General features: G+C 61.0%; 17 protein-coding genes and 2 pseudogenes. 5 read left to right on the top strand and 14 right to left on the bottom strand.

All coding sequences use genetic code 11. The features are described 5' to 3' along the window. Positions 1 to 36: 36 nt before the first annotated feature. From ACA057_RS02090 to ACA057_RS02115, 6 genes are read right to left on the bottom strand one after another with little or no spacing between them, the layout of a single operon-like run. Entirely contained in the window at positions 37 to 1,719 is a 1,683-nt protein-coding gene (locus ACA057_RS02090) for an ApeI family dehydratase (RefSeq protein ID WP_497345573.1), read from the bottom strand. Beyond that, positions 1,716 to 2,261: a COG4648 family protein gene (locus tag ACA057_RS02095; protein ID WP_497345575.1), complete on the bottom strand. Its 546-nt coding sequence runs from the start codon at positions 2,259 to 2,261 to the stop codon at positions 1,716 to 1,718. The genes ACA057_RS02090 and ACA057_RS02095 overlap by 4 nt, the downstream gene beginning before the upstream one ends. Then, the gene (locus ACA057_RS02100) at positions 2,258 to 2,512 is read right to left on the bottom strand and encodes an acyl carrier protein (protein ID WP_497345577.1); all 255 of its coding nucleotides are present in this window, start codon (positions 2,510 to 2,512) and stop codon (positions 2,258 to 2,260) included. The genes ACA057_RS02095 and ACA057_RS02100 overlap by 4 nt, the downstream gene beginning before the upstream one ends. A gap of 9 nt (positions 2,513 to 2,521) precedes the next feature. Next, on the bottom strand, positions 2,522 to 2,797 hold the full coding sequence (locus ACA057_RS02105; RefSeq protein WP_497345579.1) for a phosphopantetheine-binding protein: 276 nt from the start codon (positions 2,795 to 2,797) through the stop codon (positions 2,522 to 2,524). Further along, entirely contained in the window at positions 2,778 to 3,587 is an 810-nt protein-coding gene (locus tag ACA057_RS02110) for a lysophospholipid acyltransferase family protein (protein WP_497345581.1), read from the bottom strand. The genes ACA057_RS02105 and ACA057_RS02110 overlap by 20 nt, the downstream gene beginning before the upstream one ends. Next, positions 3,563 to 4,288 carry a beta-ketoacyl synthase chain length factor gene (locus tag ACA057_RS02115; RefSeq protein ID WP_497345583.1) on the bottom strand — a complete coding sequence of 242 codons (726 nt, stop codon included), beginning with the start codon at positions 4,286 to 4,288 and terminating at the stop codon, positions 3,563 to 3,565. Before ACA057_RS02115 ends, ACA057_RS02110 begins: the two co-directional genes overlap by 25 nt. A 356-nt stretch (positions 4,289 to 4,644) precedes the next feature. Here ACA057_RS02115 and ACA057_RS02120 point away from each other — a divergent pair, with 356 nt between their 5' ends. Beyond that, positions 4,645 to 5,415 carry a ParA family protein gene (locus ACA057_RS02120; protein WP_401359577.1) on the top strand — a complete coding sequence of 257 codons (771 nt, stop codon included), beginning with the start codon at positions 4,645 to 4,647 and terminating at the stop codon, positions 5,413 to 5,415. A 48-nt stretch (positions 5,416 to 5,463) separates the two neighbouring features. Here the strand turns inward: ACA057_RS02120 and trxC are convergent, their stop codons facing one another. From trxC to ACA057_RS02150, 6 genes and pseudogenes are all read right to left on the bottom strand, one after another. Further along, positions 5,464 to 5,898, bottom strand: a complete 435-nt coding sequence (trxC, locus tag ACA057_RS02125) for a thioredoxin TrxC (RefSeq protein WP_429531271.1) — start codon at positions 5,896 to 5,898, stop codon at positions 5,464 to 5,466. A gap of 128 nt (positions 5,899 to 6,026) precedes the next feature. Then, positions 6,027 to 7,490 carry a protein adenylyltransferase SelO gene (gene selO / locus ACA057_RS02130; protein ID WP_497345586.1) on the bottom strand — a complete coding sequence of 488 codons (1,464 nt, stop codon included), beginning with the start codon at positions 7,488 to 7,490 and terminating at the stop codon, positions 6,027 to 6,029. Positions 7,491 to 7,538: 48 nt separating this feature from the next. Next, positions 7,539 to 10,889, bottom strand: coding sequence for a mechanosensitive channel MscK (mscK, locus tag ACA057_RS02135; RefSeq protein WP_497345588.1), 3,351 nt, complete (start codon positions 10,887 to 10,889; stop codon positions 7,539 to 7,541). A gap of 34 nt (positions 10,890 to 10,923) precedes the next feature. Beyond that, positions 10,924 to 12,666: a potassium/proton antiporter gene (locus ACA057_RS02140; protein WP_497345590.1), complete on the bottom strand. Its 1,743-nt coding sequence runs from the start codon at positions 12,664 to 12,666 to the stop codon at positions 10,924 to 10,926. Between the two features lie 277 nt (positions 12,667 to 12,943). After that, on the bottom strand, positions 12,944 to 13,816 hold the full coding sequence (locus tag ACA057_RS02145) for a methyl-accepting chemotaxis protein (RefSeq protein ID WP_401359639.1): 873 nt from the start codon (positions 13,814 to 13,816) through the stop codon (positions 12,944 to 12,946). 30 nt (positions 13,817 to 13,846) lie between these two features. Continuing rightward, positions 13,847 to 14,569: pseudogene (locus ACA057_RS02150) on the bottom strand (MCP four helix bundle domain-containing protein); the annotation flags it as partial. 404 nt (positions 14,570 to 14,973) lie between these two features. Here ACA057_RS02150 and ACA057_RS02155 point away from each other — a divergent pair. The 4 genes and pseudogenes from ACA057_RS02155 to ACA057_RS02170 all read left to right on the top strand — a co-directional run bounded on the left by ACA057_RS02155 (position 14,974) and on the right by ACA057_RS02170 (position 17,541). Next, positions 14,974 to 15,204, top strand: coding sequence for a hypothetical protein (locus ACA057_RS02155; protein ID WP_056852308.1), 231 nt, complete (start codon positions 14,974 to 14,976; stop codon positions 15,202 to 15,204). Further along, entirely contained in the window at positions 15,201 to 15,503 is a 303-nt protein-coding gene (locus ACA057_RS02160; RefSeq protein ID WP_497345592.1) for a cell division protein ZapA, read from the top strand. The genes ACA057_RS02155 and ACA057_RS02160 overlap by 4 nt, the downstream gene beginning before the upstream one ends. A 145-nt stretch (positions 15,504 to 15,648) precedes the next feature. Then, positions 15,649 to 16,677, top strand: a pseudogene (locus ACA057_RS02165) (HAMP domain-containing protein); the annotation flags it as partial. A gap of 132 nt (positions 16,678 to 16,809) precedes the next feature. Continuing rightward, positions 16,810 to 17,541: a methyl-accepting chemotaxis protein gene (locus tag ACA057_RS02170; protein ID WP_497349784.1), complete on the top strand. Its 732-nt coding sequence runs from the start codon at positions 16,810 to 16,812 to the stop codon at positions 17,539 to 17,541. A gap of 146 nt (positions 17,542 to 17,687) precedes the next feature. On the opposite strand, the gene ACA057_RS02175 is transcribed toward ACA057_RS02170, so the two are convergent. Both ACA057_RS02175 and putA read right to left on the bottom strand, forming a co-directional pair. Next, positions 17,688 to 19,490: an acyl-CoA dehydrogenase gene (locus ACA057_RS02175; protein WP_497345594.1), complete on the bottom strand. Its 1,803-nt coding sequence runs from the start codon at positions 19,488 to 19,490 to the stop codon at positions 17,688 to 17,690. A gap of 261 nt (positions 19,491 to 19,751) precedes the next feature. Further along, positions 19,752 to 23,705: a trifunctional transcriptional regulator/proline dehydrogenase/L-glutamate gamma-semialdehyde dehydrogenase gene (putA, locus tag ACA057_RS02180; RefSeq protein WP_497345596.1), complete on the bottom strand. Its 3,954-nt coding sequence runs from the start codon at positions 23,703 to 23,705 to the stop codon at positions 19,752 to 19,754. Positions 23,706 to 23,846: the final 141 nt, after the last annotated feature.

A 23,846-nucleotide genomic window follows, 5' to 3' on the forward strand; every position in this document is an offset into this window, starting at 1 on the left:
GCCTGCTCGCGATTGAGTGCGCAGCACTCACCAAACTTATGCATCGCCCGCATCCTTCAGCAAAATCCGCCCACTTGAGCAGGTAGCCGTCTCATTGCGATAAGCGAAATACAATTTGCTGCGCACCGGATCGAAGCGCAAATGCAGCTGAACTTCATCCCCCGGACGCACCAGTTGCTGGAATTTCAGCACTTCCATCCCGGCGAAATGCGCCGGCAAGTCCATCAATTGCTGGCCCAGATTCAGTGCCCATTCCACCTGCACCACACCCGGCAGCACCGGCGTTTGCGGGAAGTGACCGCTGAAGTACGCGAGGTCCGGCGGCACCGCCAATTGCAGGCTCCACTCGCCATCGGTTTCGACCTGCTCCAGCACTTCCGGTGCCTTCGGGCGCGGCGCCAACAACAAAGCTTCCACATCGGCCTGAGGCAGTTTGCCCTGAGCGTTCAGCGGCAGTTGCCGCAGCAAACGCCAGCGGCGTGGCAGGGCCAGGGCTTCGCAATGCTGGCTCAGGTGCTGACGCAACTCTTGGGTGAGGGTGCGTCGACCCTGATTGCGCAAGGCATGCAGACCCTGTTCACTCAGCACCAGCAGCGCGCCTAACGAGGCACGGTTTTCCTGAACCACGCCAAGGCGCGCTTCGCCGACCCAGTCGTGGTCCATCAAGGCCTTTTCCAGCATCGGCAGCGAGATACGTTTTTCTTCCAGTTTGACGATTCGGTCCAGCCGTCCGAGCAATTCGAAGCGGCCGTCGGCGGCGATGCGTGCGGCATCGGCGGTGTGTTCGAGGTGGCCCGCGGGCAAGTACGGTGATGCGATGAGCAGTGCGCCGTCGCTGTCCTGGCTCAACTCGACACCCGCAAACGGCTGCCAGAGTTCGTGGCCCTGGCGCCAGGCGATGCCGCCGGTTTCCGAGCTGCCGAGGATTTCCGTCGGCCATTGTTGCAGGCGTTGCTGCAGGCTTTGTGCTGCTTCGGCCGGCAGTGCGCCGCCCGAAGAAAACACCCGCCGCACGGCGCTCAGCGCCGGCCAGTCGAGGTTGTCGCCCATGCGCTTGAGCAGCGCCGGGCTGGCGACCCAGGCGAAGGCCGGGTGTTCGCGGCTGGCGCGCTGCAAGTCTTCCGGGAAGGCCAGTTGCTTGCGTACAAACGAACGCCCGGCGCACAGCGGCCACAGCACGCGAAACAGCAGGCCGTAGATGTGTTGGGTGGCGACACTGCCAATGATGCAAGCCGGGCCCAGATCGGCGCCCCACAGTTGCTCCAGCGCTTGGACTTCATTGGCCAGTTGGCGCAGGGTTTTCTCGATGCGCTTGGGCTCGCCACTGGAGCCGGAGGTGCACAGGCTCAGCGAACAGTGATCGAGGTCCAGTGCGGCAGCGGCCAGTGGCGGGTGTTGATAATCGCTCAGGTGCGCGTCATCGGCCTGATCGGTCAGCCACAGATCGACTTCGGTCGACCAGCGCTGGCGAGTCTGCGGTTGCAGGTCGGCAGGCAGCAGCACGCTGACGCCTGCGCGCCAGGCACCGAGCAAGGCAATCGCCAGGTCGGCGGCGTCCTCAAGGTGCACGGCAATGAGCTGCACACCCTGGGCTTGCAGGCCGGCAGCCAGGCGTAACACCTGTTCGCACAGCTGTGCGTGATTCAGCGCCGGTTCGACCGTCACGGCGCGTTCCGGCTGGGCCTTGAGCAACAGGTGCTCAAGTTTTTTCCAATTCATGGGTGACCTCGTACCCGTTGTCGTATCAGCCATTCAATGGCGAACAGCAGGCCCATCAATCCGTAGGAAATCAGGCCGGTGTACAACATCCACCAACTCAGCGGGGCCCAGAGGGTCAGGGCGGCGGCGAGCAAACCGTTGCAGAGGAAAAACACACTCCAGGCGATCGTCACCTGGCGGGTATAAACAATCGCCTTGGCCGGCAGTTGCGGTTCACGCAAACGCGCCAGGCGTTCGACCATCGGCGGCCCGTATTTCAGGCTCAGGCCGAACAGCCCGAGCATGAAGGCGCTGATCAGCACCGGGTACCAGCGCAGCAATAACGGGCTGTCGAACAGCGCCAGCATCAGGCAGAAAGCAATCGCGGTGATCGCCATCCACAGGCTGCCAGGCTTGCGGGCACCGAGCAGTGCCCGGGCCAGCCACAGGCTGCCCAGTAGCAGACCGAACTGCCACGGGGCGAAATGCTCCATGCCGAAATACACCGCAAAGGGGTACAGCAGGCCCGCCAGCAGCAGGCCGAGGCCGATCAGTCGACTCATGCGGTCGGTTCAACCAGACGGTAGACCGCCTCGACCACGTCGCTGACGGTACGCACCGATTTGAATTCTTCGGCGGCGATTTTCTTGCCGGTCTGGCGTTTGATGTGGTCGATCAGGTCGACCGCGTCGATGCTGTCGATTTCCAGGTCCTGATACAGGTTGGATTCGAGGCTTACGCGCTCGGGGTCCAGCTCGAAGAGTTCGACCAGAGCATCGCGCAGGGTGTTGAAAATGTCGTCACGAGTTTGCATGGTCCGGTCTCAAGCTGCCTGTTTTGCAGTGACGAACGCCGCAAGGCTCGCCACGTTGCTGAAGTGATTACGGGTGTCCTTGGCGTCGGCGTCGATTTTGATACCGTACTTTTTCTGAATCGCCAGACCGAGCTCCAGGGCGTCAACCGAATCCAGGCCCAGGCCTTCGCCGAACAGGGTCTGGTCGTCGCCGATGTCTTGTGCGCTGATGTCTTCGAGTCCCAGGGCTTCGATGATCAGTTCTTTGATTTCCTGCTCGAGGCTATTAGTGTGCAGATCGCTCATCTTCGGCGAGCTCCTTAATAAAGTAGGTGTGCAAGTAATCGTTGAGCTTGCGCGAGGCTTGAGGCGCAGGGCCATACGCGGCGAAAGCCTGTGGGTCTATATCGGCCCCGACACGGAAAATGAAGTGAACGCGGCGTTTCGGGATGCGATACCAGGGTTCGGCCTTGGTCAACGTGGTCGGGTTGACCTTGATGATCACCGGGGTGAGGATTTTCGCACCGCGCAGAGCAATCGCCGCAGCACCCCGATGAAAGGCCGGCGCTTTGCCGGGATCGGTGCGCGTGCCCTCGGGAAAGATGATCAGGGTCTGGCCACTTTTCAGCGCATCGGCCGCGGCGTCGAGCATGTCCATGCTGCCGTCATTGCTGATGTAGTCGGTGCAGCGTAGCGGACCGCGAGTGAACGGGTTTTCCCAGAGGCTTTTTTTCACCACGCAGTTGGCGTGGCGCACCAGGCCGATCAGGAATACCACGTCGATCAGCGACGGGTGATTGGCGATGATCATCTGTCCCGGGCGCCCGAGCTTTTCCGCGCCTTGAATGTCGTAGGTCAGCACGCCGGTGCGCGCCATGAACCGCACAAAAAACCAGAACAGCCGAGCGACGGTCTGCCGGGCTCGCTGCCGATGAGTCAGGGCGTCGCCGGGCAGGCAGTTCAGCAGCGGAAAAACCACGAGGCGCAGGCACAGCCCGCCCAACCCGAAGAGGGTGAAGCTTGCGGCGGTGGCCAGCAGGCGCCAGTAATAGGCGTCGCGGTTCTTTTCAGTTACGGGTTGCGTTGCCAGGTCCATACACGATTTTTCCAGGCATGTTGGCAGGTTGTCTGCTGGCCCAGCAGGGTACGCAATAGGTTCAGGGCATGGGGCCAGTGGGCTTTGGACAACTCATCCGAGGCGCTGTTCAGGGACAGCTGCCAGTCGTTTCCCGGAGTGATCAGCAGGCCAACCGCGTAAGGAAACGGCACGTCGTCGATCCACGTCGAGTAAGCCTCTGGCGGTTGCTCTTCAGTGACCACCAGCAATACCGCGGGCGCGCCTTCGGAAAGTAAAGCCGCCGCCTCTAGCATGCCGTTTTCAAGTCCGTCGCCAGCCGCGGCGAGGGCGGTCATTTCGCTGGTTTCGCCACGCATGATCGACCACAGCCCGATGATCGCGTTGTGTACCGACAAGCTGAATTGAGTCGGCGACAACGGTTCTTCGGCCGCCAGATCACTGAGAATGTCGAAGGTGCGCGGGGTTTCGCCATGCCGGGAAATAAAGACCAACGGTAGATCCTGGCGACCATCGGCCAATGGCCAGCCAACGCTGAATGCCATCCGTGCCAGGCGACTGAGGCGCCGGCGCTGCATGGCCGGCAGAAACGATACGTCGGGAGCGGCATCGCTGCTCGCCAGCACGACCGGTTGTCGGCTCCAGGCTTGCCAGTCGTCCACGCTTTCGAGCCCAGGGGCCCACGCGCGCCATTGGGCGATGTTGAAGTTGATCACAGACATTCATCCCGCCCCTGCGGGGCTTTCTTGACGCGGTGAGTCACAAAAACAGCGACAGACCTTACGTGGCGGTTAACGCCGAGTGGCGCGCATTATCCCGGTGCGGCGGACGTGTAGCAAATGCAGGTTACATTTTGCTCAATCAAATGTACCGGTTGGTTCGCGAAAAACTGTCGAATGGCCATTATCCACATCAGCACCGGCCTGTCTGTCGGCACTTTCGGTGATCCATGGACGAGTTCGCGGCTTTTTCACCAGGAGATGACAACTGACTGTGTAGTCCCAATGCCAGCGAGGTAGCTAAGCAGCGCCGTGGACTACTACACTCGGTCATTCTTTGATACACGGAGGTTTTTGACATGCGGCGCGTGGTGTTCAATCAGAAAGGTGGCGTAGGCAAATCCAGCATTGCCTGCAATCTGGCGGCGGTTAGCGCCAGTGAGGGTTATCGCACCTTGTTGGTGGATCTCGATGCCCAGGCCAACTCCACTCAGTACCTGACGGGGCTCACCGGGAATGACATTCCCATGGGCATCGCCGACTTTTTCAAGCAGACCTTGTCTTCCGGGCCTTTCGCGAAGAAAAACCAGGTTGATATCTACGAAACCCCGTTTGATAACCTCCATGTGATCACCGCCACGGCGGAGTTGGCCGACTTGCAGCCCAAGCTTGAGGCGAAACACAAGATCAACAAGCTGCGCAAATTGCTCGAGGAACTGGACGGCGACTACGACCGGATCTACCTCGATACGCCGCCAGCGCTGAACTTCTACGCGGTGTCGGCCTTGATTGCCGCTGATCGTGTGCTGATCCCCTTCGATTGCGACAGCTTCTCGCGTCAGGCGCTGTACGGCCTGCTGGCGGAAATCGCAGAATTGAAGGACGACCATAACGAAGGGTTGGAAGTTGAAGGCATCGTCGTCAACCAGTTCCAGGCCCGTGCCAGCCTGCCCCAGCAAATCCTCGACGAGCTGATCGCCGAAGGCCTGCCGGTGCTGCCGGTGTACCTGGGCAGCTCGGTGCGGATGCGTGAATCTCACCAGGCCAACATGCCGCTGATCCACCTCGATCCGCGGCACAAGCTGACCCAGCAATTCGTCGACCTGCACAACCTGCTCGAGAACGCCTGAAAATAAAATGTGGGAGCGGGCTTGCTCCCACATTTGATCGCGGTGTCGCTAAATCCCTTGGCTGCGCAGCCAGCTCATCAACTGCGGTAATGGGAAAGCTCCGCTCTGACGCGCCACTTCCCGGCCGTTCTTGAACAGAATCAAACTCGGAATCGAACGAATCCCCAGCTGCGCCGACAACTGCTGGTTCGCCTCGCTGTCCAGCTTGGCCAGCCGACATTTACCCGCCAGTTGCCCCGCCGCCTGCTCGAACACCGGCGCAAACGACTTGCACGGCCCGCACCACTCCGCCCACACGTCCACCAGCAGCGGCAGATCACCCTTGATCTGACTGGCGTAATCGCCTTGCTTCAGTTCGAAGGGCTTGCTCAGCAGAACCTCGGCCTTGCAGCGGCCGCATTTTGGATGGTCGTTGAGGCGCTCGGCGGGGATGCGGTTGAGGCCGTTGCAGTGGGGGCAGGGGATGAGGAGTGGGTCGGTCATTCGCTCGGTTCCTAAAAGACGCAGATGACTTCTATGTGGAGACATCTGCGCACTTTTTCAATCGTGCAGAACGCCACGACATATCCAGGTTGAGAAACGACTGCACGCGGCAAGTCCGCTGGTCGGGCTCACGACGAACAACTGATCTCCAAATGCTTGCCCCACTCCGGCGGCCGCTCGGCGTAGCTTTCCATTCCCGCTTGTTCCTCGAACGGATTGCTCAACACCGCATGCAGTCGGCGAACTTCTGAATAGTCGCCGCTCTCTGCCGCATCGATAGCTTTCTGCGCCAGGTAATTGCGCAGGATGTACAGCGGATTGACCGCGTGCATCCGTTTGCGGCGCTGCTCTTGGTCAACCTTGCCATCACGCGCAACCCGGGCGACGTAGAGCTCGCCCCAGGCATCGAAGCTCTTGATATCGACGAAGTCATCGCGCAGGCGGGCGACCGCCAGTTCAGGTGATTCATCCCCCAGGCGGCGGAAGAACAGGCTGTAGTCGACGCCGCTGTTTTGCATCAGTTGCAGCAGGTGTTCCAGCAGTTTCTGGTCGTCGTCTTCGGCGGTAGTGAGGCCGAGGCGGCGGCGCATCAGGTCGAGGTAATGGGCCTGGTACAGCGGGAAGTACAGGCCGAGGGTTTCACGCAGGGCCTCGACGCTGATGAACGGAGTCAGGGCCTGGGCCAGGGCGCTGAGGTTCCACTGGCCGATGGGCACCTGGTTGCTGAAGGAGTAGCGACCCTGGTCGTCGGAGTGGTTGCAGATGAAGTTAGCGTCGAAGTCATCGAGGAAGGCGAACGGGCCGTAGTCGAAGGTGATGCCGAGGATCGACATGTTGTCGGTGTTCATCACGCCGTGGCAGAAGCCATAGGCCTGCCACTTGGCGATCAGCCCGGCATTGCGCTCGACGATTTCACGGAACATCGCCAGGTACGGTTCCGGTTGTTCCAGGCATTCAGGAAAGTGCATGGCCAGCACGTGCTCACCGAGTTCTTTCTGCTTCTCGGGGCGTTTGGTGTAGTAGAAATATTCGAAATGGCCGAAGCGTACATGGCTCGGCGCCATGCGCAGGACCATTGCCGCGCGCTCCTGTTTCTCGCGCCACACCGGGGTGTCGGAGCCGATCACGCACAGGGCCCGAGTGGTCGGGATGTTCAAGGCATACAGCGCTTCGGAGGCAAGAAACTCGCGGATCGAAGAGCGCAACACCGCCCGACCATCGCCCATGCGCGAAAAGGGCGTCTGGCCGGCGCCCTTGAGGTGCAGGTCCCAATGCTCGCCGGCCTCGTTGTAGACCTCGCCCAGCAACAGGCCGCGGCCATCGCCCAGCTGTGGGTTGTAGGAACCGAACTGATGACCGGAATAGACCATCGCCCTCGGGACGGCGTCGGCCCAGAGCTTATGGCCGCTGAACAGCTCGGCAAACTCCGGGGTGTCGGCCACGGCCGGGTCGAGGTCCAGCAGCGCCATGGCGGCGGGGCTGGCCACCACCAGGCGCGGGTTGTCGATGGGCTCGGGCAGCACATGGGCGGAAAACGTATCGCCGAGGCGGGCGAAGCGATTATCGAAGGTCAGTTCGTCGAGGGCTTTCAACGGCCATCTCCAGCAGAATGTCCGAGCATTCTGCTAGGGATAAGCCGGTTAGTCGAGCTTGGCGGCGGGCGGCTCTTGAGCCGCTTGGCCATCGACCTTGGGCACGATGGTTTTAGCTTCCGGATCGATGGGCACCATTTTGTATTCCTGGCCCTGGATGTTCTTGAGGTAAACCTCCATCTGCCGGAACGAGATGTTGATGTGATGCTTCTTGAACTCGCGATTGATGAAGCGGTTGACCTCGTCGAGCACCGGGTTGCGGTCACCGAGGTCACGCACATGCATGCGCAACTCGTGGTCGAGGGTGCTTTCGCCGAAATTCAGGAAGTACACATGCGGTTCCGGGTCCTTCAGGACGCGCGGATTCTCCCGGGCAGCCTTCAGCAGCAGCTCTTTCACCAGATCCAGGTCCGAACCGTAATCGACGCCGAGTTTGAGGGTCACTCGGGTGATGGTGTCCGTCAGGGACCAGTTGATCAGTTGCCCGGTGATGAACGTCTTGTTCGGGACAATGATGTCCTTGCGGTCGAAGTCGGTAATGGTCGTGGCGCGGATGCGGATCTTGCTCACCGTGCCCGACAGGTTGCCGATGGTGATGGTGTCGCCGATGCGCACCGGGCGTTCGAACAGAATCATGATCCCGGAGATGAAGTTCGCAAAGATCTCCTGCATCCCGAACCCGAGGCCTACCGATAGCGCCGCGACCAGCCATTGCAACTTGTCCCAGCTCACACCGAGCGTCGACAGGGTCGAGACGAAACCGACACCGGCGATCACGTAGGACAGCAACGTGGTGGTGGCATAGGCGCTGCCTTGCGCCAGGTTCAGTTTCGACAACACCAACACTTCCAGCAGACCCGGCAAGTTGCGCGCGAGGGCGAAGGTGATGCCGATGATGATCAGCGCGCCGAGCATGTCGCCGATGCTGATCGGCACCATGCTCATGTTGGCGCCGGTGCCGCTGGTGTATTCGTAGAGGGTGATGTTGTCCAGGTACGAGAACACCGAGATCAGGTCCGACCAGACCCAGTACAACGCGGCCATGAACCCGCCGAGCAGGGCCAGGCGGATCAGGCGCAGGGACTGTTCGTTGACCTTTTCGATGTCCAGGGTCGGCTCTTCGATCACCGCCTCGCCATCGCCGGCCTCTTTCGCAGCCTGGCGTTTGGCCAGGGCGCGCTGGTAGGCCAGGCGTCGCGCGGCAACGCTGAGGCCGCGTACGAAGGTCGCTTCGATCACCAGCCAGAACATCAGCAGGTACAGGGTGTTGATCAACCGGTCGCTGAGTTTCAGCGCGGTGTAGTAGTAGCCGAAGCACACCGCCACGAACAACGCGACCGGCAGCACAGTGAACAAGATCCCTACGGCCTTGCGAAACAGCGACGCGTTCTGATGAGTCGGGCTGCTGATCAGCAGGCGGCTGAGCAGCCAGGCCATCAAGGCATAGCAGGTCAGCACCACCGGCATGCCAAGCACGTCATCGGCCAGCGCCGCGGGTTGCAGTTCAGCGACTGCCACGACCGCCACCAGCGCCATCACCACCAGGCCGAGCCGGCGGACCCAGCCTTGAAGGAATTCGACCTGGGGTTTTTCCCAGCGGAAGTGCAATTCGGCCACGCCGCCCGGCGCGAGGATCCGGTAGGCGGTGTAGAACACCAGCCAGGCCTGAGCCATTTGCAGCAGCGCCGCGCCCATGTTGGCGTTTTGTCCGCGAGCGTCGATCTGCAACGCCAGGCCACACAGGGCCAGGCCCAGCGACACCGGCATGGCCAGCAGGATATTGATCAGGATCGCCTGAGGCGTATGCCACTGGCTGTCACGCTTGAAGTGGCCGATGTCCTGGTGAACCTTGTTCAAGCGCGCATACAGACTCTTGCGTCGCCACAACAGGGCGCCGATCAGCAGCGCCAGCGGCAGGAACAGCAACGGTCGCTGGGTCAGGCCGTCATACAGCTCGCTGAGGCTTGAAGCCCATGGCAGGGTGGTGACCTGACGTTGCAGGCGCTCCGGCACGGCGTGCATCCATTCCAGGTCCAGCGGCTTATTGCTGGGAATCCAGAACATTTGCTCGTCGAGGGTCGCCCGCAGGCTTTGCGCGGTGCTGAGCAGTTGTTTCTGATTGAGTTGCAGGGTGATCGATTCGTTGAGCACCGCACTCAGTTCGCGGTTCAAGCGCTCCAGCAGGTCGGCGCGCGTGTTGGCCAGTTCCAGCAGGCTTTTGCGCAGCTGTGGGGTGACCTGTTCCGGCGCTTGGGTCGACAGCAGGTTGTCGACGTAAGTCGCCGGGTTGCTGAGCAGTTCCCGCTGCTGGCTGACTTCGAACTGATACAGGCGAATGTCGGCGATCTGGTCGGCGAGGTCGCGGTCGAGCTTGAGACGCGGCAGCGCCTGTTTCTGTTTGTAGAGGATCTTGGAGAGCAGCAGGCTGCCCTTGAGCACGTTGATTTGCTCGTCCAGGGCCGAATCGCTCTGGGTCACGTTGTCCAGTTGCTGCTTGGTCTGCAGGTTTTGCTGGGTGACTTCGTTGAGGCGGTCAGTGCTTTTGAGCAGGTAGTCCGAGAGCTTCAGGTTGGCCGCGCTCTCAGTGGCCAGCAGCGCGCTGCCGCCGGACTTCTGGGCTTCGATGGACTGCTGCGTCACCGTCTCCTGGGATTGGGCCAGGCGCTTCTGGTTGATCAGGTTCTGCAGCTCCTGGATTTCCTTGTCCAGACGATCGGATTTCTCCGAGAGCAAGTCATGCTGGCTGTTGCCCAGGTCCTGCAACTGGCTGTTGCCGGCCAGTTCCTGGCGACGCAGCGGGATCAGCGCATTCAGGGCCGCGAGCTCGGCATTGAGTTGGTCGCGTTGCTCCGGGGTCAGGGTCTTGCCGGCGTCCTTGCCGGCCTTGAGGATGTTATTGATCTGCTGGATGCGCGTCTGGCTGGCGGAAATTTCCGCCTGGGCGCGCTCCGGGCGGGTCTGGGCGGTGATGACCAGGCTGTTGGCCTCGGCCAGGGCTTTTTGCAGATCGCTTTGCTGGGTCGAGCGCTCGGTCAGCATCTGTTCCAGCTGCTGAATCGACTCTTTGGAATAGCGTTGCGCGACCGGCACCACATTGGTGGCCTTGAGGCGGGTCAGTTCGCGCTGATTCTCGATGTTCTGCTTGGGCGCGGTGGCCAGCTGCTGTTTGAGCGCCACCAGCTTCTGCTCGTAATCACGCTGGTTACTGAGCTGTGTCAGCGTGCTTTGCAGGATGCTCTGCAGGGCTTTTTGATCGGCTTCCGGCAGTTTGCGTTCGGCGATCTTGTCCAGGCTCGCCTGCACGGCTTCGCTGGACGGCGGTTCGGCCGCTTGCAATGTACCGATGGAGAGGCTCAAGCCCAGCAGGGCCGTGACGAAAAAGGTGCGCAGGGTTGACATAGAGACCGATCGAAAACGAGACGAAGAATGGAGTTTAGAGGAACAAGCCCGGGCCGGGGCGACTTCCTTCGGGGAATCTGACGCCCACTTTGCCGATCTTGTTCCCTTCCATGACCGCGACAGTCCAGATGGTGTTGTTCCACTCCACCTGGTCACCGACCACGGGAGCACCGCCGACTTTGTGGGCGATGAAGTGGGCCAGGGTCATGTCTGGATCGATACCTTCGACTTTCAACCCGTACAGCGCCGCAACCGCGGCCAGCTGGGCGTCTCCTTCGAGTACGAAGTCACCGAAGAAGCGCAGATCGAGGCCGCGTTGCGGCGCCTGGCTGAAGAGTTTTCCAAGGGCCGAAAGGTTGTGTTCATGGCCGATTACGCAGAGCAAATCGCCGACTTCGAGCACGGTACTACCCGACGGATGGAGCAGTTGCTGGCCACGAAACAGTGCCGCGATGCGCGTGCCTTCGGGCATTTTCAGCTCGCGAAGGGGCGAGCCGATGCACCATTTTTCAGCGCCGAGGCGATAAACGAACAGTTCCCACTCGCTGGTGACGTGCACCTCCAGCGCCGCACGGGAGATCGGCGCCGGCTCCGGGGGAACGGTCACCTTGAGCAATTTGGCGACCCACGGCAGGCTCGTGCCCTGAACCAGCAGCGACACCAGCACGATAAAGAAGGCGAGGTTGAAGTACAGCTGGGCGTTGGGCAGGCCGGCCATCAGTGGGAACACCGCCAGAATGATCGGGACCGCGCCGCGCAGTCCGACCCAGGAAATAAACACCTTTTCCCGGCCATGGAACGCCTTGAACGGCAGCAGGCCGACCACCACCGACAGCGGCCGGGCAAACAGAATCATCCACAGGGCCAGGCCCAGTGCCGGCAGCGCAATCGGCAGCAAGTCGTGCGGCGTGACCAGCAGCCCCAGCACCAGGAACATCCCGATCTGCGCCAGCCAGGCCATGCCGTCGAGCATGTGCAAAATACCGTGGCGACTGCGCACCGGGCGGTTGCCGATGACCAGGCCGCACAGGTACACCGCGAGGAAGCCGCTGCCGTGCAGGGCGTTGGTCAGGGCGAATACCAGCAGACCGCCGGCAATCACCAGGATTGGATAAAGGCCGGTGGCCAGATTGATGCGGTTGACCAATTGCAGCATCACCCAGCCGCCGCCGAGACCGATGATGGCGCCGATGCCGAACTCGCGCACCAGGTGGGTGAGCAGGCTCCAATGGAGGCCGGTCTGGCCGCTGGCGAGCATGTCGATCAGGGTCACGGTGAGGAACACCGCCATCGGATCGTTGCTGCCGGATTCGATCTCGAGGCTGGCGGTCACCCGTTCGTTCAGGCCTTTGCCACCCAGCAGCGAGAACACCGCCGCGGCATCGGTGGAACCGACGATGGCGCCAATCAGCAAGCCCTGGATCATGTTCAGGTTGAACAGCCAGGCGGCGGCCATGCCGGTCAGCCCGGTGGTGATCAACACCCCGACCGTGGCCAGCGACAGCGCCGGCCATAACGCCACGCGGAAACTGGACACCCGTGTGCGCAAACCACCGTCGAGCAGAATCACCGCCAACGCGAGGTTGCCGACCAGATAAGCCGTTGGGTAGTTATCGAAGATAATGCCGCCGCCGTCGACGCCGGCGGCCATGCCGACCGCCAGGATGATCACCAGAATCGGGATGCCGAGGCGCGACGAAAGTGAGCTCACCAGAATGCTCGCACCTACCAGCAACGCGCCGATCAAGAACAGGCTGTTGATGGTCGTCGCATTCAAAGGCAGTACTCCAGAAAGCTAAAGGCGGGCACAAACTGACCATGCAGTCTGCGTGCCAGCGATTCTAACCTGTTGAAATGTGATGCTGTCAAAAAGCTTTTTACCACGCCGAACGCAAGTCATCCCTGTAGCAGCTGGCGAAGCCTGCGTTCGGCTGCGAAGCAGACGTGAAACCCTGAGTGCGCGGTAGGACTGACGAACCGCACCGCCTGACTTTACGACTGCTGCGCAGCCGGACGCAGGCTTCGCCAGCTGCTACACGGGGGAGATTCGCCCGTTAGAGGCTGAACCGTCCGACCATGTTGTTCAGGTCCAGCGCCAACCGTGACAGTTCATTGCTCGCCGCACTGGTCTGGCTGGCCCCGGTCGCCGATTGCACCGACAAATCGCGAATGTTCACCAGGTTGCGGTCCACTTCACGGGCGACCTGTGCCTGTTCTTCGGCCGCGCTGGCGATCACCAGGTTGCGCTCATTGATTTCGACGATGGCACTGTTAATAGTGTCCAGCGACATCCCGGCACCGCGAGCAATGTTCAGGGTCGATTCGGCGCGCTCGGTGCTGTTGCGCATCGAATCCACCGCGTGCTCGGTGCCGCTCTGGATACTGCCGATCATCCGTTCGATTTCGCTGGTCGACTGCTGCGTACGGTGGGCCAGGGCACGCACTTCGTCCGCGACCACCGCAAACCCACGACCGGCTTCACCGGCACGGGCGGCTTCAATGGCGGCGTTCAACGCCAGCAGGTTGGTCTGGTCGGCCAGGCCGCGAATCACGTCCAGCACTTTGCCGATATCCCGCGACTCGTTGGCCAGATCGCCGATCAGGGTTGCGGTGCTCTGCACGTCGGCGCTCATGCGCTCGATGGCGCTGACGGTTTCCTGCACCAGGTCGCGGCCGTCACCGGCGGAAGTGGTGGCGTTCTTCGAGGCTTCGGAGGTGCTGACGGCATTGCGCGCGACTTCTTCCACGGCGCTGGTCATTTCGTTGACCGCCGTGGCGGCCTGTTCGATTTCGTTGTTCTGCTGGGTCAGGCCACGGGCGCTTTCGTCGGTGACGCTGTTCAGTTCTTCTGCGGCGGAGGCCAATTGCGTGGCCGAGCCGGAAATCCGTTGCAGGGTGTCGCGCAGTTTGTCCTGCATCTTCGACATGGCCGCCAGCAGACGACCCGCTTCGTCCTGCCCGTCCACGGTGATCGGGCGCGTCAGGTTGCCTTCGGCGATTTCTTCGGCGGCGCTCAGTGCGTTAGCGATCGGTTTGGTGATGCTGTTAGTCAGCAACCAGGCGAACAGCAAGGTCAGGCCGGTGGCGATCACCAGCAGTGTCACCACCAGGTTAAACGCCGAGGCGTACTGATCGGCCGCCTGCTGGTTAGTGTCGAGGGTTTGCTGCGTGTTGATCTCCAGCAAACGGTTCAGCACGGTGTTGACGGCTTCGGAGTTGGTCAGCAAATCGGTATTGAGCAGGGTGCGCAGTTCATCGACTTGATTATTGCGCGACAGCGTCTTCATCCGATCTTCGATCTGGCGGTATTGCCCCAGCAGCTGCACGTACTGATCGTAGGCCGCGCGTTCCTGCGGGCTGCTGATCAGTTTTTCGTAGGTCGACTGCGCCGTCCGGATCTGCTGATTGCGGGTTTCCAGCAGGTCCATGGTTTTTTGCTGAACGTCCGGCTCGCGGTTCACCAGCAAACGGTAGGACAGCACGCGCAGGCGCAGGGTGAGTTGGGTGAACTCGTCGAGGCTCTTGATGCTCGGCACGCTGGTCAGGGTGATGTCCTCGGCGGCGCCGCGAATCTTGCTCATCTGGTTCAAGGCAAACACACCCAGGACCAGCATCAGCCCGCCAATCAGGGCGAAGCCAAGGAACGCCCGCGGCGCGATGTTCATATTACGAAGGGACATGGTGTTTACCGAAAAGAGCGCACCGGTGGCGCGGAGACTGACGTATGCGTGACTTATCGGTCCTGCGACTAAAGTCTTGAGCCCCTGCGCGTTTTTGTCGCATAAACGCCGCCATCTGTAGGAGCGAGCTTGCTCGCGATGGAGTAGAACGATAACGCGTGCTTTCTGAATCGACGTGGCGCTTTCAAGTCCATCGCGAGCAAGCTCGCTCCTACAGTGGCGGACGCGCTGCTTTTGACCTGTGGCGACGAAGTGCAGGAACCAGATCGGCCGATCACAGTCTTTAAAGTTCGCGAGGGAGGTCACCTGTCAGGAAAATCAAGGCCTTGCGCCGGTATAACCCTGGCATCCGTGGTGACTTTTCTTTATCGTACGCGCCCTTTGAAAATGCCTGGAATATCAAAATGTTGGAAGCATCCCTAAGCCAATTGGAACAGCTGGTCAGCGACCTGGTGCAACAGAACCAGACCCTGCTCGGCACCAACCAAGCCCTGAGCGCAGAACTGGCCCAGGCCAAAGATGAAAACGAAAGCCTGCAATTGAGCCTGATGGAACAGGAAGAGAAGCAAGGCGCCACCGCCGCACGCATCCAGGCCCTGGTTGAGCGCGTCAGCGCTGGCCCAGTCAGCGCATGAGTTACGGCGCCGCAGGGGTAAAAGTCGTCTCGATCCTGGGGGAGGACTATTCGATCAAGGCGCCGGCCGGGGAAGAACAAACCCTGTTGGACGCCGCGTTAATGTTGAAAGCCGCATTGGCCGAGACCAAAAAGAAGTACCCGACGCTGATCGGTGACCGACTGCTGGTGTTGGCCGCGATGAACCTGTGCTCTCAGCAGATCGAAATGAAAAAGCAGCATCAGCAGGAACTCGACCGTTACCAAGAGCAAGTCAGCGCCACGGTTGAAGTGATCTCCAAGACGATCAATCAAGCCTGATCGGCTTTGCGCACAACCAAAGAATAAATTGTCGTTTGCGTTGTATACAATCGGCACGGCTGTTGCAGTGTTTCAGCCTCTTATTCTTTGGGGGTGCTCCATGCAGTTCTGGCGACGCAGTATTCAATGGCAGTTGATCTTGAGCATGGTCGCCGCCCTGCTGGTCAGCATCCTGATCGTGGTTGGCATTTATACCCTCGTGGTCAACCGTCTCGCCCAGCGCTATCTGGTCGAACAGGCATTGCCGTCGAGCATTGAAGCGATGCGCAACGACATCGAGCGCATCCTCGTGCAACCCCTCACCGCCGCCAAGGACATCGCCAGTAACAGCATGGTGCGCGACTGGCTGGCCGGGGGTGAAAACCCTGCCCAGACCGAGACCTTCGTGCAATACCTGGAAGGCATCCGCGCCGAGCACAAAGCCTTTACCGCGCTGATCGTCGGCACCGCGTCCAACCATTACTTCACGGAAAAAGGCCTGGACCGCACCCTCAGCCGCTCCAACCCCAAAGACGCCTGGTTCTATTCGTTTCTCGACAGCAACCAGCCGCGTACCCTCAATATCGACAATGACACTGCGACCGGAGAATTGGCGCTGTTCATCGACCTCAAGGTTGAGCAGGCCGGCAAAGTCGTGGGCGTTGCCGGGCTCGGGCTGAGCATGAAAGAGCTGTCGGAGCTGATCCACAACTTCAACTTCGGTGAGCGCGGCAAGGTCTATCTCGTGCGCTCCGACGGTTTGATCCAGGTTCACCCCGAGGCGCAATTCAGCGGCAAACGCACCTTGGCCGAACAGATTGGCGGTCCGGCGGCACAAGCGGTGATGGGTCAAAAAACTGCCACCAGCAGCGGCTTCCAGCGCGACGGCGAGGACTTTCTCGCTCTGAGCCTGCCTTTGCGCGATTTGGGCTGGACGTTGGTGGCCGAAGTGCCGCAGTCGCAGATCTACGCCGAAGCCCGTCGCGCGATGTGGATGAGCAGCGGCATAGGTCTGGCGGTGGCGCTGGTGTGCCTGTTACTGGTGGTGTTGTTGGCCCGTGGCTTGGTGCGGCCCATCCGCCAGGTAACAGCGGCACTGGTAGCCATTGGTAGCGGCGGGGGAGATTTGACCCACCGGTTAGATTCCAGCCGCGCCGATGAACTCGGTGACCTGGCCCGTGGCTTCAATCGGTTCCTCGACAGTCAGCGCGAGATGATCGGCGAAGTGCTGACCACCAGCGAACGCTTGCGCACAGCGGTCGGTCAGGTGGCGAAGGTGGTGGACAACACCGCCGAGCGCTCCGGTCGACAGCAGGAAATGACCGACATGGTCGCCACCGCCGTCCACGAAATGGGCCTGACCGTCCAGGAAATCGCGCAAAACGCCGGCAACGCTGCGGTCGCTTCGCAAAATGCCCGGGATGAAGCGATGCAGGCACGGGAAGTGGTCGGTGGCTCGATCCGGCATATAGAAAGCATGTCCGACGAAATCGGCCTCGCCGCCAGCGCGGTGGGTGAGTTGGCCAATCAGGTTGCGTCCATCGATCAGGTGCTGGCGGTGATTCGCGGGATATCCGAGCAGACCAATTTGCTGGCACTGAACGCAGCCATCGAAGCAGCACGCGCCGGCGACATGGGGCGCGGGTTTGCGGTGGTGGCGGATGAAGTGCGGACATTGGCGCGGCGCACGCAGTCGTCCACCGATGAGATTCAGCAGATGATCGGCAGCCTCAAGCAAGGCGCGGAGAATGCGGTGTCCTCGATGCATAGCGGACAAGCGGCGACCGGCACTGGGGTTGAGTCGAGCCAGCGCACCGGGGCGTCGCTGACGGCGATTACCGGTCAGGTTGAACGGATCAGCGACATGAACCACCAAGTGGCGACGGCGACGGAAGAGCAGTCGGCGGTGACGGAGGAGATCAACCGCAACGTGCAGGGGATATCCGATCTGGCCCGGGCGACGGCGGGAGAAGTCAGGGCTTGCCGTGAGGATTGTCAGACATTGCAGCGGTTGGCGGATGATTTGGCGCGGCAGATGGGTGGGTTCAAGTTGACCTGAAAGATGTGCTGCTAGTGCTAACGCCTTCGCGGGCAAGCCCGCTCCCACAGGATTTGAGTATTGAACACATGATGTGTGAACAACAGAGATCCCTGTGGGAGCGGGCTTGCCCGCGATTGGATTTCAGCCCCGCAGCAAGGCTTTGATCAAAACCACTCATCCTGCATCCCAAGGCACACATCATCCCGTGCCTCTAGAATCGCCAATTCATGGTGGCAACCTGGCACTTCCCAGGTCAAAAAGTACCGCGCCGCCTGCAGCTTGCCTTTATAGAAGCCCTCATCCGCCGCATGACCCTTGGCCAACCCTTCTTCGGCGCGAATCGCCTGCTCCAGCCAGCGCCAGCCAATCACCGTATGCCCGAACACCTTCAGGTACAGCGCCGAATTCGCCAGGCTGCTGTTGACCTTGCCTTGAGCCAGATCGGTCAGCAGGCCGATGGTCACGGTTTGCAGACGCGCTACCAGTTTTTCCAATGGCTCACGCAGCGCGGTCAGCGAATCAAACGCCTGCGCCCGCTCGGCCGTGTCGGCGATCAGGCGGATCAGTTGCTTGAGCCCCGCGCCGCCGTTCTGCGCCAGTTTGCGCCCCAGCAGGTCCAGCGACTGAATGCCATGGGTGCCTTCGTGGATCGGGTTCAGGCGGTTGTCGCGGTAATACTGCTCCACCGGATATTCGCGGGTGTAACCGTGGCCGCCGAGAATCTGGATCGCCAGTTCGTTGGCCTTCAGGCAAAACTCCGACGGCCAGGATTTGACGATCGGCGTCAGCAAGTCCAATAGCTCATGGGCCTGCTTGCGTTCGGCTTCAGTCTCAAGGGTCGTGGTGTCATCGAACAGTCGCGCCGCGTACAGCCCAAGGTCGAACGAACCTTCAACGTAGGCTTTCTGGGTCAGCAACATGCGCTTGACGTCGGCGTGCTGAATGATCGCCACCGGCGCGGTGTTCGGGTCCTTGCTGTCCGGCACGCGGCCCTGCGGACGTTCGCGAGCGTACTCCAGGGAATACAGGTAACCGGCGTAACCAAGCATCACTGCGCCCATGCCGACGCCGATCCGCGCCTCGTTCATCATCTGGAACATGTAGCTCAAGCCATGGTGCGGCTTGCCCACCAGATAGCCGACACACTCGCCGTTATCGCCGAAGTTCAGTGCGGTGGAAGTGGTGCCGCGCCAGCCCATCTTGTGGAACAGCCCGGCCAGCAGCACGTCGTTGCGCTTGCCGAGGCTGCCGTCATCGTTGACCAGGAACTTGGGCACGATGAACAGCGAAATGCCTTTAACACCGGCCGGCGCGTCCGGCAGCTTGGCCAGCACCATGTGCACGATGTTTTCCGACAACGGGTGATCGCCGCCGGAAATGAAGATCTTGTTGCCCTTGAGGCGATAGGTGCCGTCGGACGCTGGCTCGGCGCGGGTACGAATATCCGACAGCGACGAACCGGCATGCGGTTCGGTCAGGGCCATGGTGCCGAAGAAACGACCGTCGATCATCGGTTGCAGGAAACGCTGCTTCTGCTCCTCGGTGCCGAAGCTTTCGATCAGGTTCGCCGCGCCCATGGTCAGGAACGGGTACGAGGTCGAGGCCGCGTTGGCCGACTGAAAGTGCGCGAAGCAAGCCTGGGACAACAGCGTAGGAAGTTGCATGCCACCGGCATCGAAACTGCGCGCAGCGTTGAGGAAACCGGCTTCGAGGAACGCATCCACTGCCGGTTTCACTTCTGGAATCAGTATCGCCTGACCGTCCTCATAGCGTGGTTCGTTCTCGTCACCCTTGCGGTTGTGCGGGGCGAAAAACTTCTCGGCAATGCTGCGGGCGGTGCCGATGGCGGCATCGAAGGTTTCGCGGTTGTGCTCGGCGAAACGCTCACGCTGGGTCAGGCCTTCGGCATCGAGGACTTCATACAGCTCGAAAGCCAGATTGCGGGAACTGAGCAACGTCTCGGACATGGCGGCCTACCTTTTTTTGGAATGGACCGAGTCTAGGCGTGCGAATAAAGGCTGAAAAGGATGATTGATGAGCGTGATGGTGGAGCAGCGCAGCGACTTAGCAAGCACCACAAAACAACTGTGGGAGTGAGCCTGCTCGCGATGGCGGTGTGTCATCCAATACACATGTCGGATGACACACCGCCATCGCGAGCAGGCTCGCTCCCACAGGGGATATTGCAAACCAGGCAGCCATTGCGGATGCCTGGTCTTGTTGCGGTTTTAACCGATCGTCATAAGGCTCGCATTACCACCCGCCGCAGCGGTGTTAACGCTCAACGCCCGCTCAATCACCAGGCGCTCCAGCGCAATGTTGGTTTCACCCTGGGACAAACCATGAACCCCGACAATCGCCCCGGCACGCTTGGCCACTTGCTGGCAAACCGCACGCAGCTGATCGGAATGGCCGTGATGCAGAACCGCATCAAACAGCACTTCGTCCTTGCTCCAGTCAGAAACCAGCTTGATCTTCGCCTGAATCTCCTTCGGCAAGCGTGCGAACAAGGCCTTGGTCAAGTCAGCTTCCGGCCATACCGCCGAACCGCCTACGGCCAATACCGCCGCCAGTTGCGTCAGCAGATCGCCTTCGACGTCTGCCAGGCACAGCACGTGTTCGCGCGGCAGGATGGCGTAGCTGTTGCGCTCGCCAGTCGGGCCCGCCAGAACACGAGTGATCCCGCTTTGCGATTGCGCCGCGAACTGCACACACAGGGTGCTCAGGTCGGCAAACTTGTTGCTGTCGGCCCAGGCTTTCAGCGCGGTCAACGGTTTGCTCATGGCATCGCGCAGACGAACGTCCGGTGCTGCGATGGCATCACCGCGAGCGAAGGATTGTTCGATTGCATCGGTAGGACGCGTCGACAGCAGGCGGTACAGGTACAACGGACCACCGGCCTTCGGACCGGTACCCGACAAACCTTCACCACCGAACGGCTGCACGCCGACCACGGCACCGACAATGTTGCGGTTGACGTAGACGTTACCGGCGTTGACGTTGTCGATCACCTTGGCGATGGTCTCGTCGATGCGCGTGTGCACGCCCAGCGTCAGGCCGTAGCCGGAAGCGTTGATCTGGCCGATCAACTGGTCGATGTCTTTGCGCTTGTAGCGAACCACGTGCAGCACCGGACCGAAGATCTCCCGTTGCAGTTCGTCGAAGCTTTCCAGCTCAATCAGCGTCGGCATCACGAAGGTGCCGCGTTTGACTTCTTCGGTGTTGGCAATCGCCACCTGGTACACGCTGCGACCTTTATCGCGCATGGCCTGGATGTGTTTCTCGATGCCGGCCTTGGCTTCGGCGTCGATCACCGGGCCGATGTCCACGGACAGACGCTCAGGGTTGCCGAGACGGCATTCAGCCATGGCGCCCTTGAGCATTTCGATGACACGGTCAGCGGAATCTTCCTGCAAGCACAGCACACGAAGTGCCGAGCAACGTTGACCGGCGCTGTCGAAGGCCGACGATACGACGTCGATCACAACCTGTTCGGTCAGTGCCGAGGAGTCGACGATCATCGCGTTCTGGCCACCCGTTTCGGCGATCAGCGGAATCGGACGACCTTGGGCATCCAGGCGACCGGCGACGTTGCGTTGCAGCAAGCGAGCGACTTCGGTGGAGCCGGTGAACATCACGCCTTTAACCCGATCGTCACCGACCAGGCGAGCGCCAACGGTTTCGCCACGGCCCGGCAACAGTTGCAGCACGCCTTCCGGAATCCCGGCTTCGAGCAGCAAGCGCACGGCTTGAGCCGCCACCAACGGAGTTTGTTCCGCAGGCTTGGCCAGTACCGGGTTGCCGGCAGCCAAAGCAGCAGCGACCTGGCCACTGAAAATCGCCAGCGGGAAGTTCCAAGGGCTGATGCACACCACCGGACCCAGTGGGCGGTGGGCGTCGTTGGTGAAATCGTTGCGCGCCTGCACCGCGTAATAACGCAGGAAGTCCACGGCTTCGCGCACTTCGGCGATAGCGTTGGCGAAGGTCTTGCCGGCTTCACGAGCCAGCAGGCCCATCAGCGGCTGGATCTCGCCTTCCATCAAATCGGCGGCACGTTCCAGAATCGCAGCGCGTTCGGCGGGCGGGGTGGCCTGCCAGATCGGCGCAGCGTTCAGGGCGCACTGGATCGCGTTGTCGACGTCTTCGACGGTCGCTTCCTGTACGTGGCCAACCACATCACGCAGATCCGACGGGTTCAAGACTGGCGCAGGGGGTTCTGTGCTGGAGGCGCAACCGAGCATCGGCGCGGCTTTCCAGTGGTTGTGAGCGGTGGCCAGCAAAGCACAGGACAGCGAAGCCAAACGATGTTCGTTGGCCATGTCGATGCCGCTGGAGTTGGCGCGCTCGGCACCATAAAGATCACGCGGCAGCGGAATACGCGGGTGCGGCAGGCCGAAGCCGCCTTCCAGCGTCGCCATCTGCTCGATGCTGGCCACTGGATCGGCCACCAGCTCCTGGATCGAAATAGATTGGTCGGCGATACGGTTGACGAACGAGGTGTTCGCGCCGTTTTCCAGCAGACGACGTACGAGGTACGCCAACAGCGTTTCGTGAGTGCCGACCGGTGCGTACACGCGGCACGGACGGTTCAGCTTGCCTTCGGAAACTTTGCCTACAACCTGTTCGTACAGCGGTTCACCCATGCCGTGCAGGCACTGGAACTCGTACTGACCCGGGTAATAGTTCTGACCGGCAATGTGGTAAATGGCCGACAGGGTGTGGGCGTTGTGCGTGGCGAACTGCGGATAAATAACTTCCGGCACCGACAGCAGTTTGCGGGCGCAGGCGATGTAGGAAACGTCGGTGTACACCTTGCGGGTGTAGACCGGATAGCCTTCCAGGCCTTCGACCTGGGCGCGCTTGATTTCGCTGTCCCAGTACGCGCCTTTCACCAGGCGGATCATCAGACGATGACGGCTGCGGCGAGCCAGGTCGATCACGTAGTCGATCACGTACGGGCAACGTTTCTGATAAGCCTGGATCACGAAACCGATGCCGTTCCAGCCGGTCAGTTGCGGCTCGAAGCACAGGCGCTCCAGCAGATCCAGCGACAGCTCGAGGCGGTCGGCTTCTTCGGCGTCGATGTTCAGGCCGATGTCGTACTGCTTGGCCAGCAAGGTCAGCGACAACAGGCGCGGGTACAACTCGTCCATTACACGCTCGTACTGCGCGCGGCTGTAACGCGGGTGCAGTGCCGAGAGCTTGATGGAAATGCCCGGGCCTTCATAAATCCCACGACCGTGGGACGCTTTGCCGATCGAGTGAATGGCTTGTTCGTACGAGGCCAGGTACTTCTGGGCGTCGTGCTCGGTGAGTGCGGCTTCACCCAGCATGTCGTAGGAATAGCGGAAGCCCTTGGCTTCGAACTTGCTCGCGTTGGCCAAGGCTTCAGCGATGGTTTCGCCGGTCACGAACTGCTCGCCCATCAGGCGCATGGCCATGTCGACGCCCTTGCGGATCATCGGCTCGCCGCTCTTGCCGATGATGCGGCTCAGGGACGAGGTCAAACCCGCTTCGTTGTGGGTGGCGACCAGTTTGCCGGTCAGCAACAGGCCCCACGTAGCGGCGTTAACGAACAGCGACGGGCTGTTGCCCAAGTGCGGGTGCCAGTTGCCGGTGCTGATCTTGTCGCGGATCAGGGCGTCACGGGTGCCTTTGTCCGGGATGCGCAGCAGCGCTTCGGCCAGGCACATCAGCGCTACGCCTTCCTGGGACGACAGGGAAAATTCCTGCAACAGACCCTGAACAATCCCGGCACGGCCGCCGGCGCTTTTCTGATTGCGCAGTTTTTCGGCAATCGAGGCGGCGAGCTTGTTGGTGGCTTCGGCCATGGCGATCGGCAGGCGAGCCTGTTCGATCAGCATCGGCACCACTTCGGGTTCCGGGCGACGGTAGGCGGCGGTGATCGAGGCGCGCAGTACCGATTGCGGCAGGATGCTTTCGGCGAACTCAAGGAAGCATTGGTGCGCGTGGTCAGTGTGGACTTCGCCGGCGTCGTCAGCGTCTTTGCTGATCAACCCGCTCAGCTCGGTCAGGGTTGCACCACCCTCGAGTTTTTCCAGGTAATTGAAAATTGCCTGCTTGATCAGCCAGTGCGGCGTGCGATCAATCGAGGTCGCGGCCGCCTTGAGGCGCTCGCGGGTCGGGTCGTCAAGTTTGACCCCAAGGGTGGTGGTAGCCATATTTTTATCCTCATGTTTGCCACGACCGCGTGGCATCAGCTGGCCGCAAGATTAGCTGGGCAACCTTTGAGGTGCAACCGGGTGCAACCCTTTTTTTGTCGGAATAATAAGCAGCTCGTCAGGAAATAAATTCCGGAACGA

This window comes from Pseudomonas sp. LBUM1661 (genome assembly GCF_059695925.1).

Coding starts and splice junctions, on each gene's coding strand:
- ACA057_RS02090 (WP_497345573.1), bottom strand. CDS start 1,719: ATGAATTGGAAAAAACTTGAGCACCTGTTGCTCAAGGCCCAGCCGGAA.
- ACA057_RS02095 (WP_497345575.1), bottom strand. CDS start 2,261: ATGAGTCGACTGATCGGCCTCGGCCTGCTGCTGGCGGGCCTGCTGTAC.
- ACA057_RS02100 (WP_497345577.1), bottom strand. CDS start 2,512: ATGCAAACTCGTGACGACATTTTCAACACCCTGCGCGATGCTCTGGTC.
- ACA057_RS02105 (WP_497345579.1), bottom strand. CDS start 2,797: ATGAGCGATCTGCACACTAATAGCCTCGAGCAGGAAATCAAAGAACTG.
- ACA057_RS02110 (WP_497345581.1), bottom strand. CDS start 3,587: ATGGACCTGGCAACGCAACCCGTAACTGAAAAGAACCGCGACGCCTAT.
- ACA057_RS02115 (WP_497345583.1), bottom strand. CDS start 4,288: ATGTCTGTGATCAACTTCAACATCGCCCAATGGCGCGCGTGGGCCCCT.
- ACA057_RS02120 (WP_401359577.1), top strand. CDS start 4,645: ATGCGGCGCGTGGTGTTCAATCAGAAAGGTGGCGTAGGCAAATCCAGC.
- trxC (WP_429531271.1), bottom strand. CDS start 5,898: ATGACCGACCCACTCCTCATCCCCTGCCCCCACTGCAACGGCCTCAAC.
- mscK (WP_497345588.1), bottom strand. CDS start 10,889: ATGTCAACCCTGCGCACCTTTTTCGTCACGGCCCTGCTGGGCTTGAGC.
- ACA057_RS02145 (WP_401359639.1), bottom strand. CDS start 13,816: ATGTCGAAGATGCAGGACAAACTGCGCGACACCCTGCAACGGATTTCC.
- ACA057_RS02155 (WP_056852308.1), top strand. CDS start 14,974: ATGTTGGAAGCATCCCTAAGCCAATTGGAACAGCTGGTCAGCGACCTG.
- ACA057_RS02160 (WP_497345592.1), top strand. CDS start 15,201: ATGAGTTACGGCGCCGCAGGGGTAAAAGTCGTCTCGATCCTGGGGGAG.
- ACA057_RS02170 (WP_497349784.1), top strand. CDS start 16,810: ATGGTCGCCACCGCCGTCCACGAAATGGGCCTGACCGTCCAGGAAATC.
- ACA057_RS02175 (WP_497345594.1), bottom strand. CDS start 19,490: ATGTCCGAGACGTTGCTCAGTTCCCGCAATCTGGCTTTCGAGCTGTAT.
- putA (WP_497345596.1), bottom strand. CDS start 23,705: ATGGCTACCACCACCCTTGGGGTCAAACTTGACGACCCGACCCGCGAG.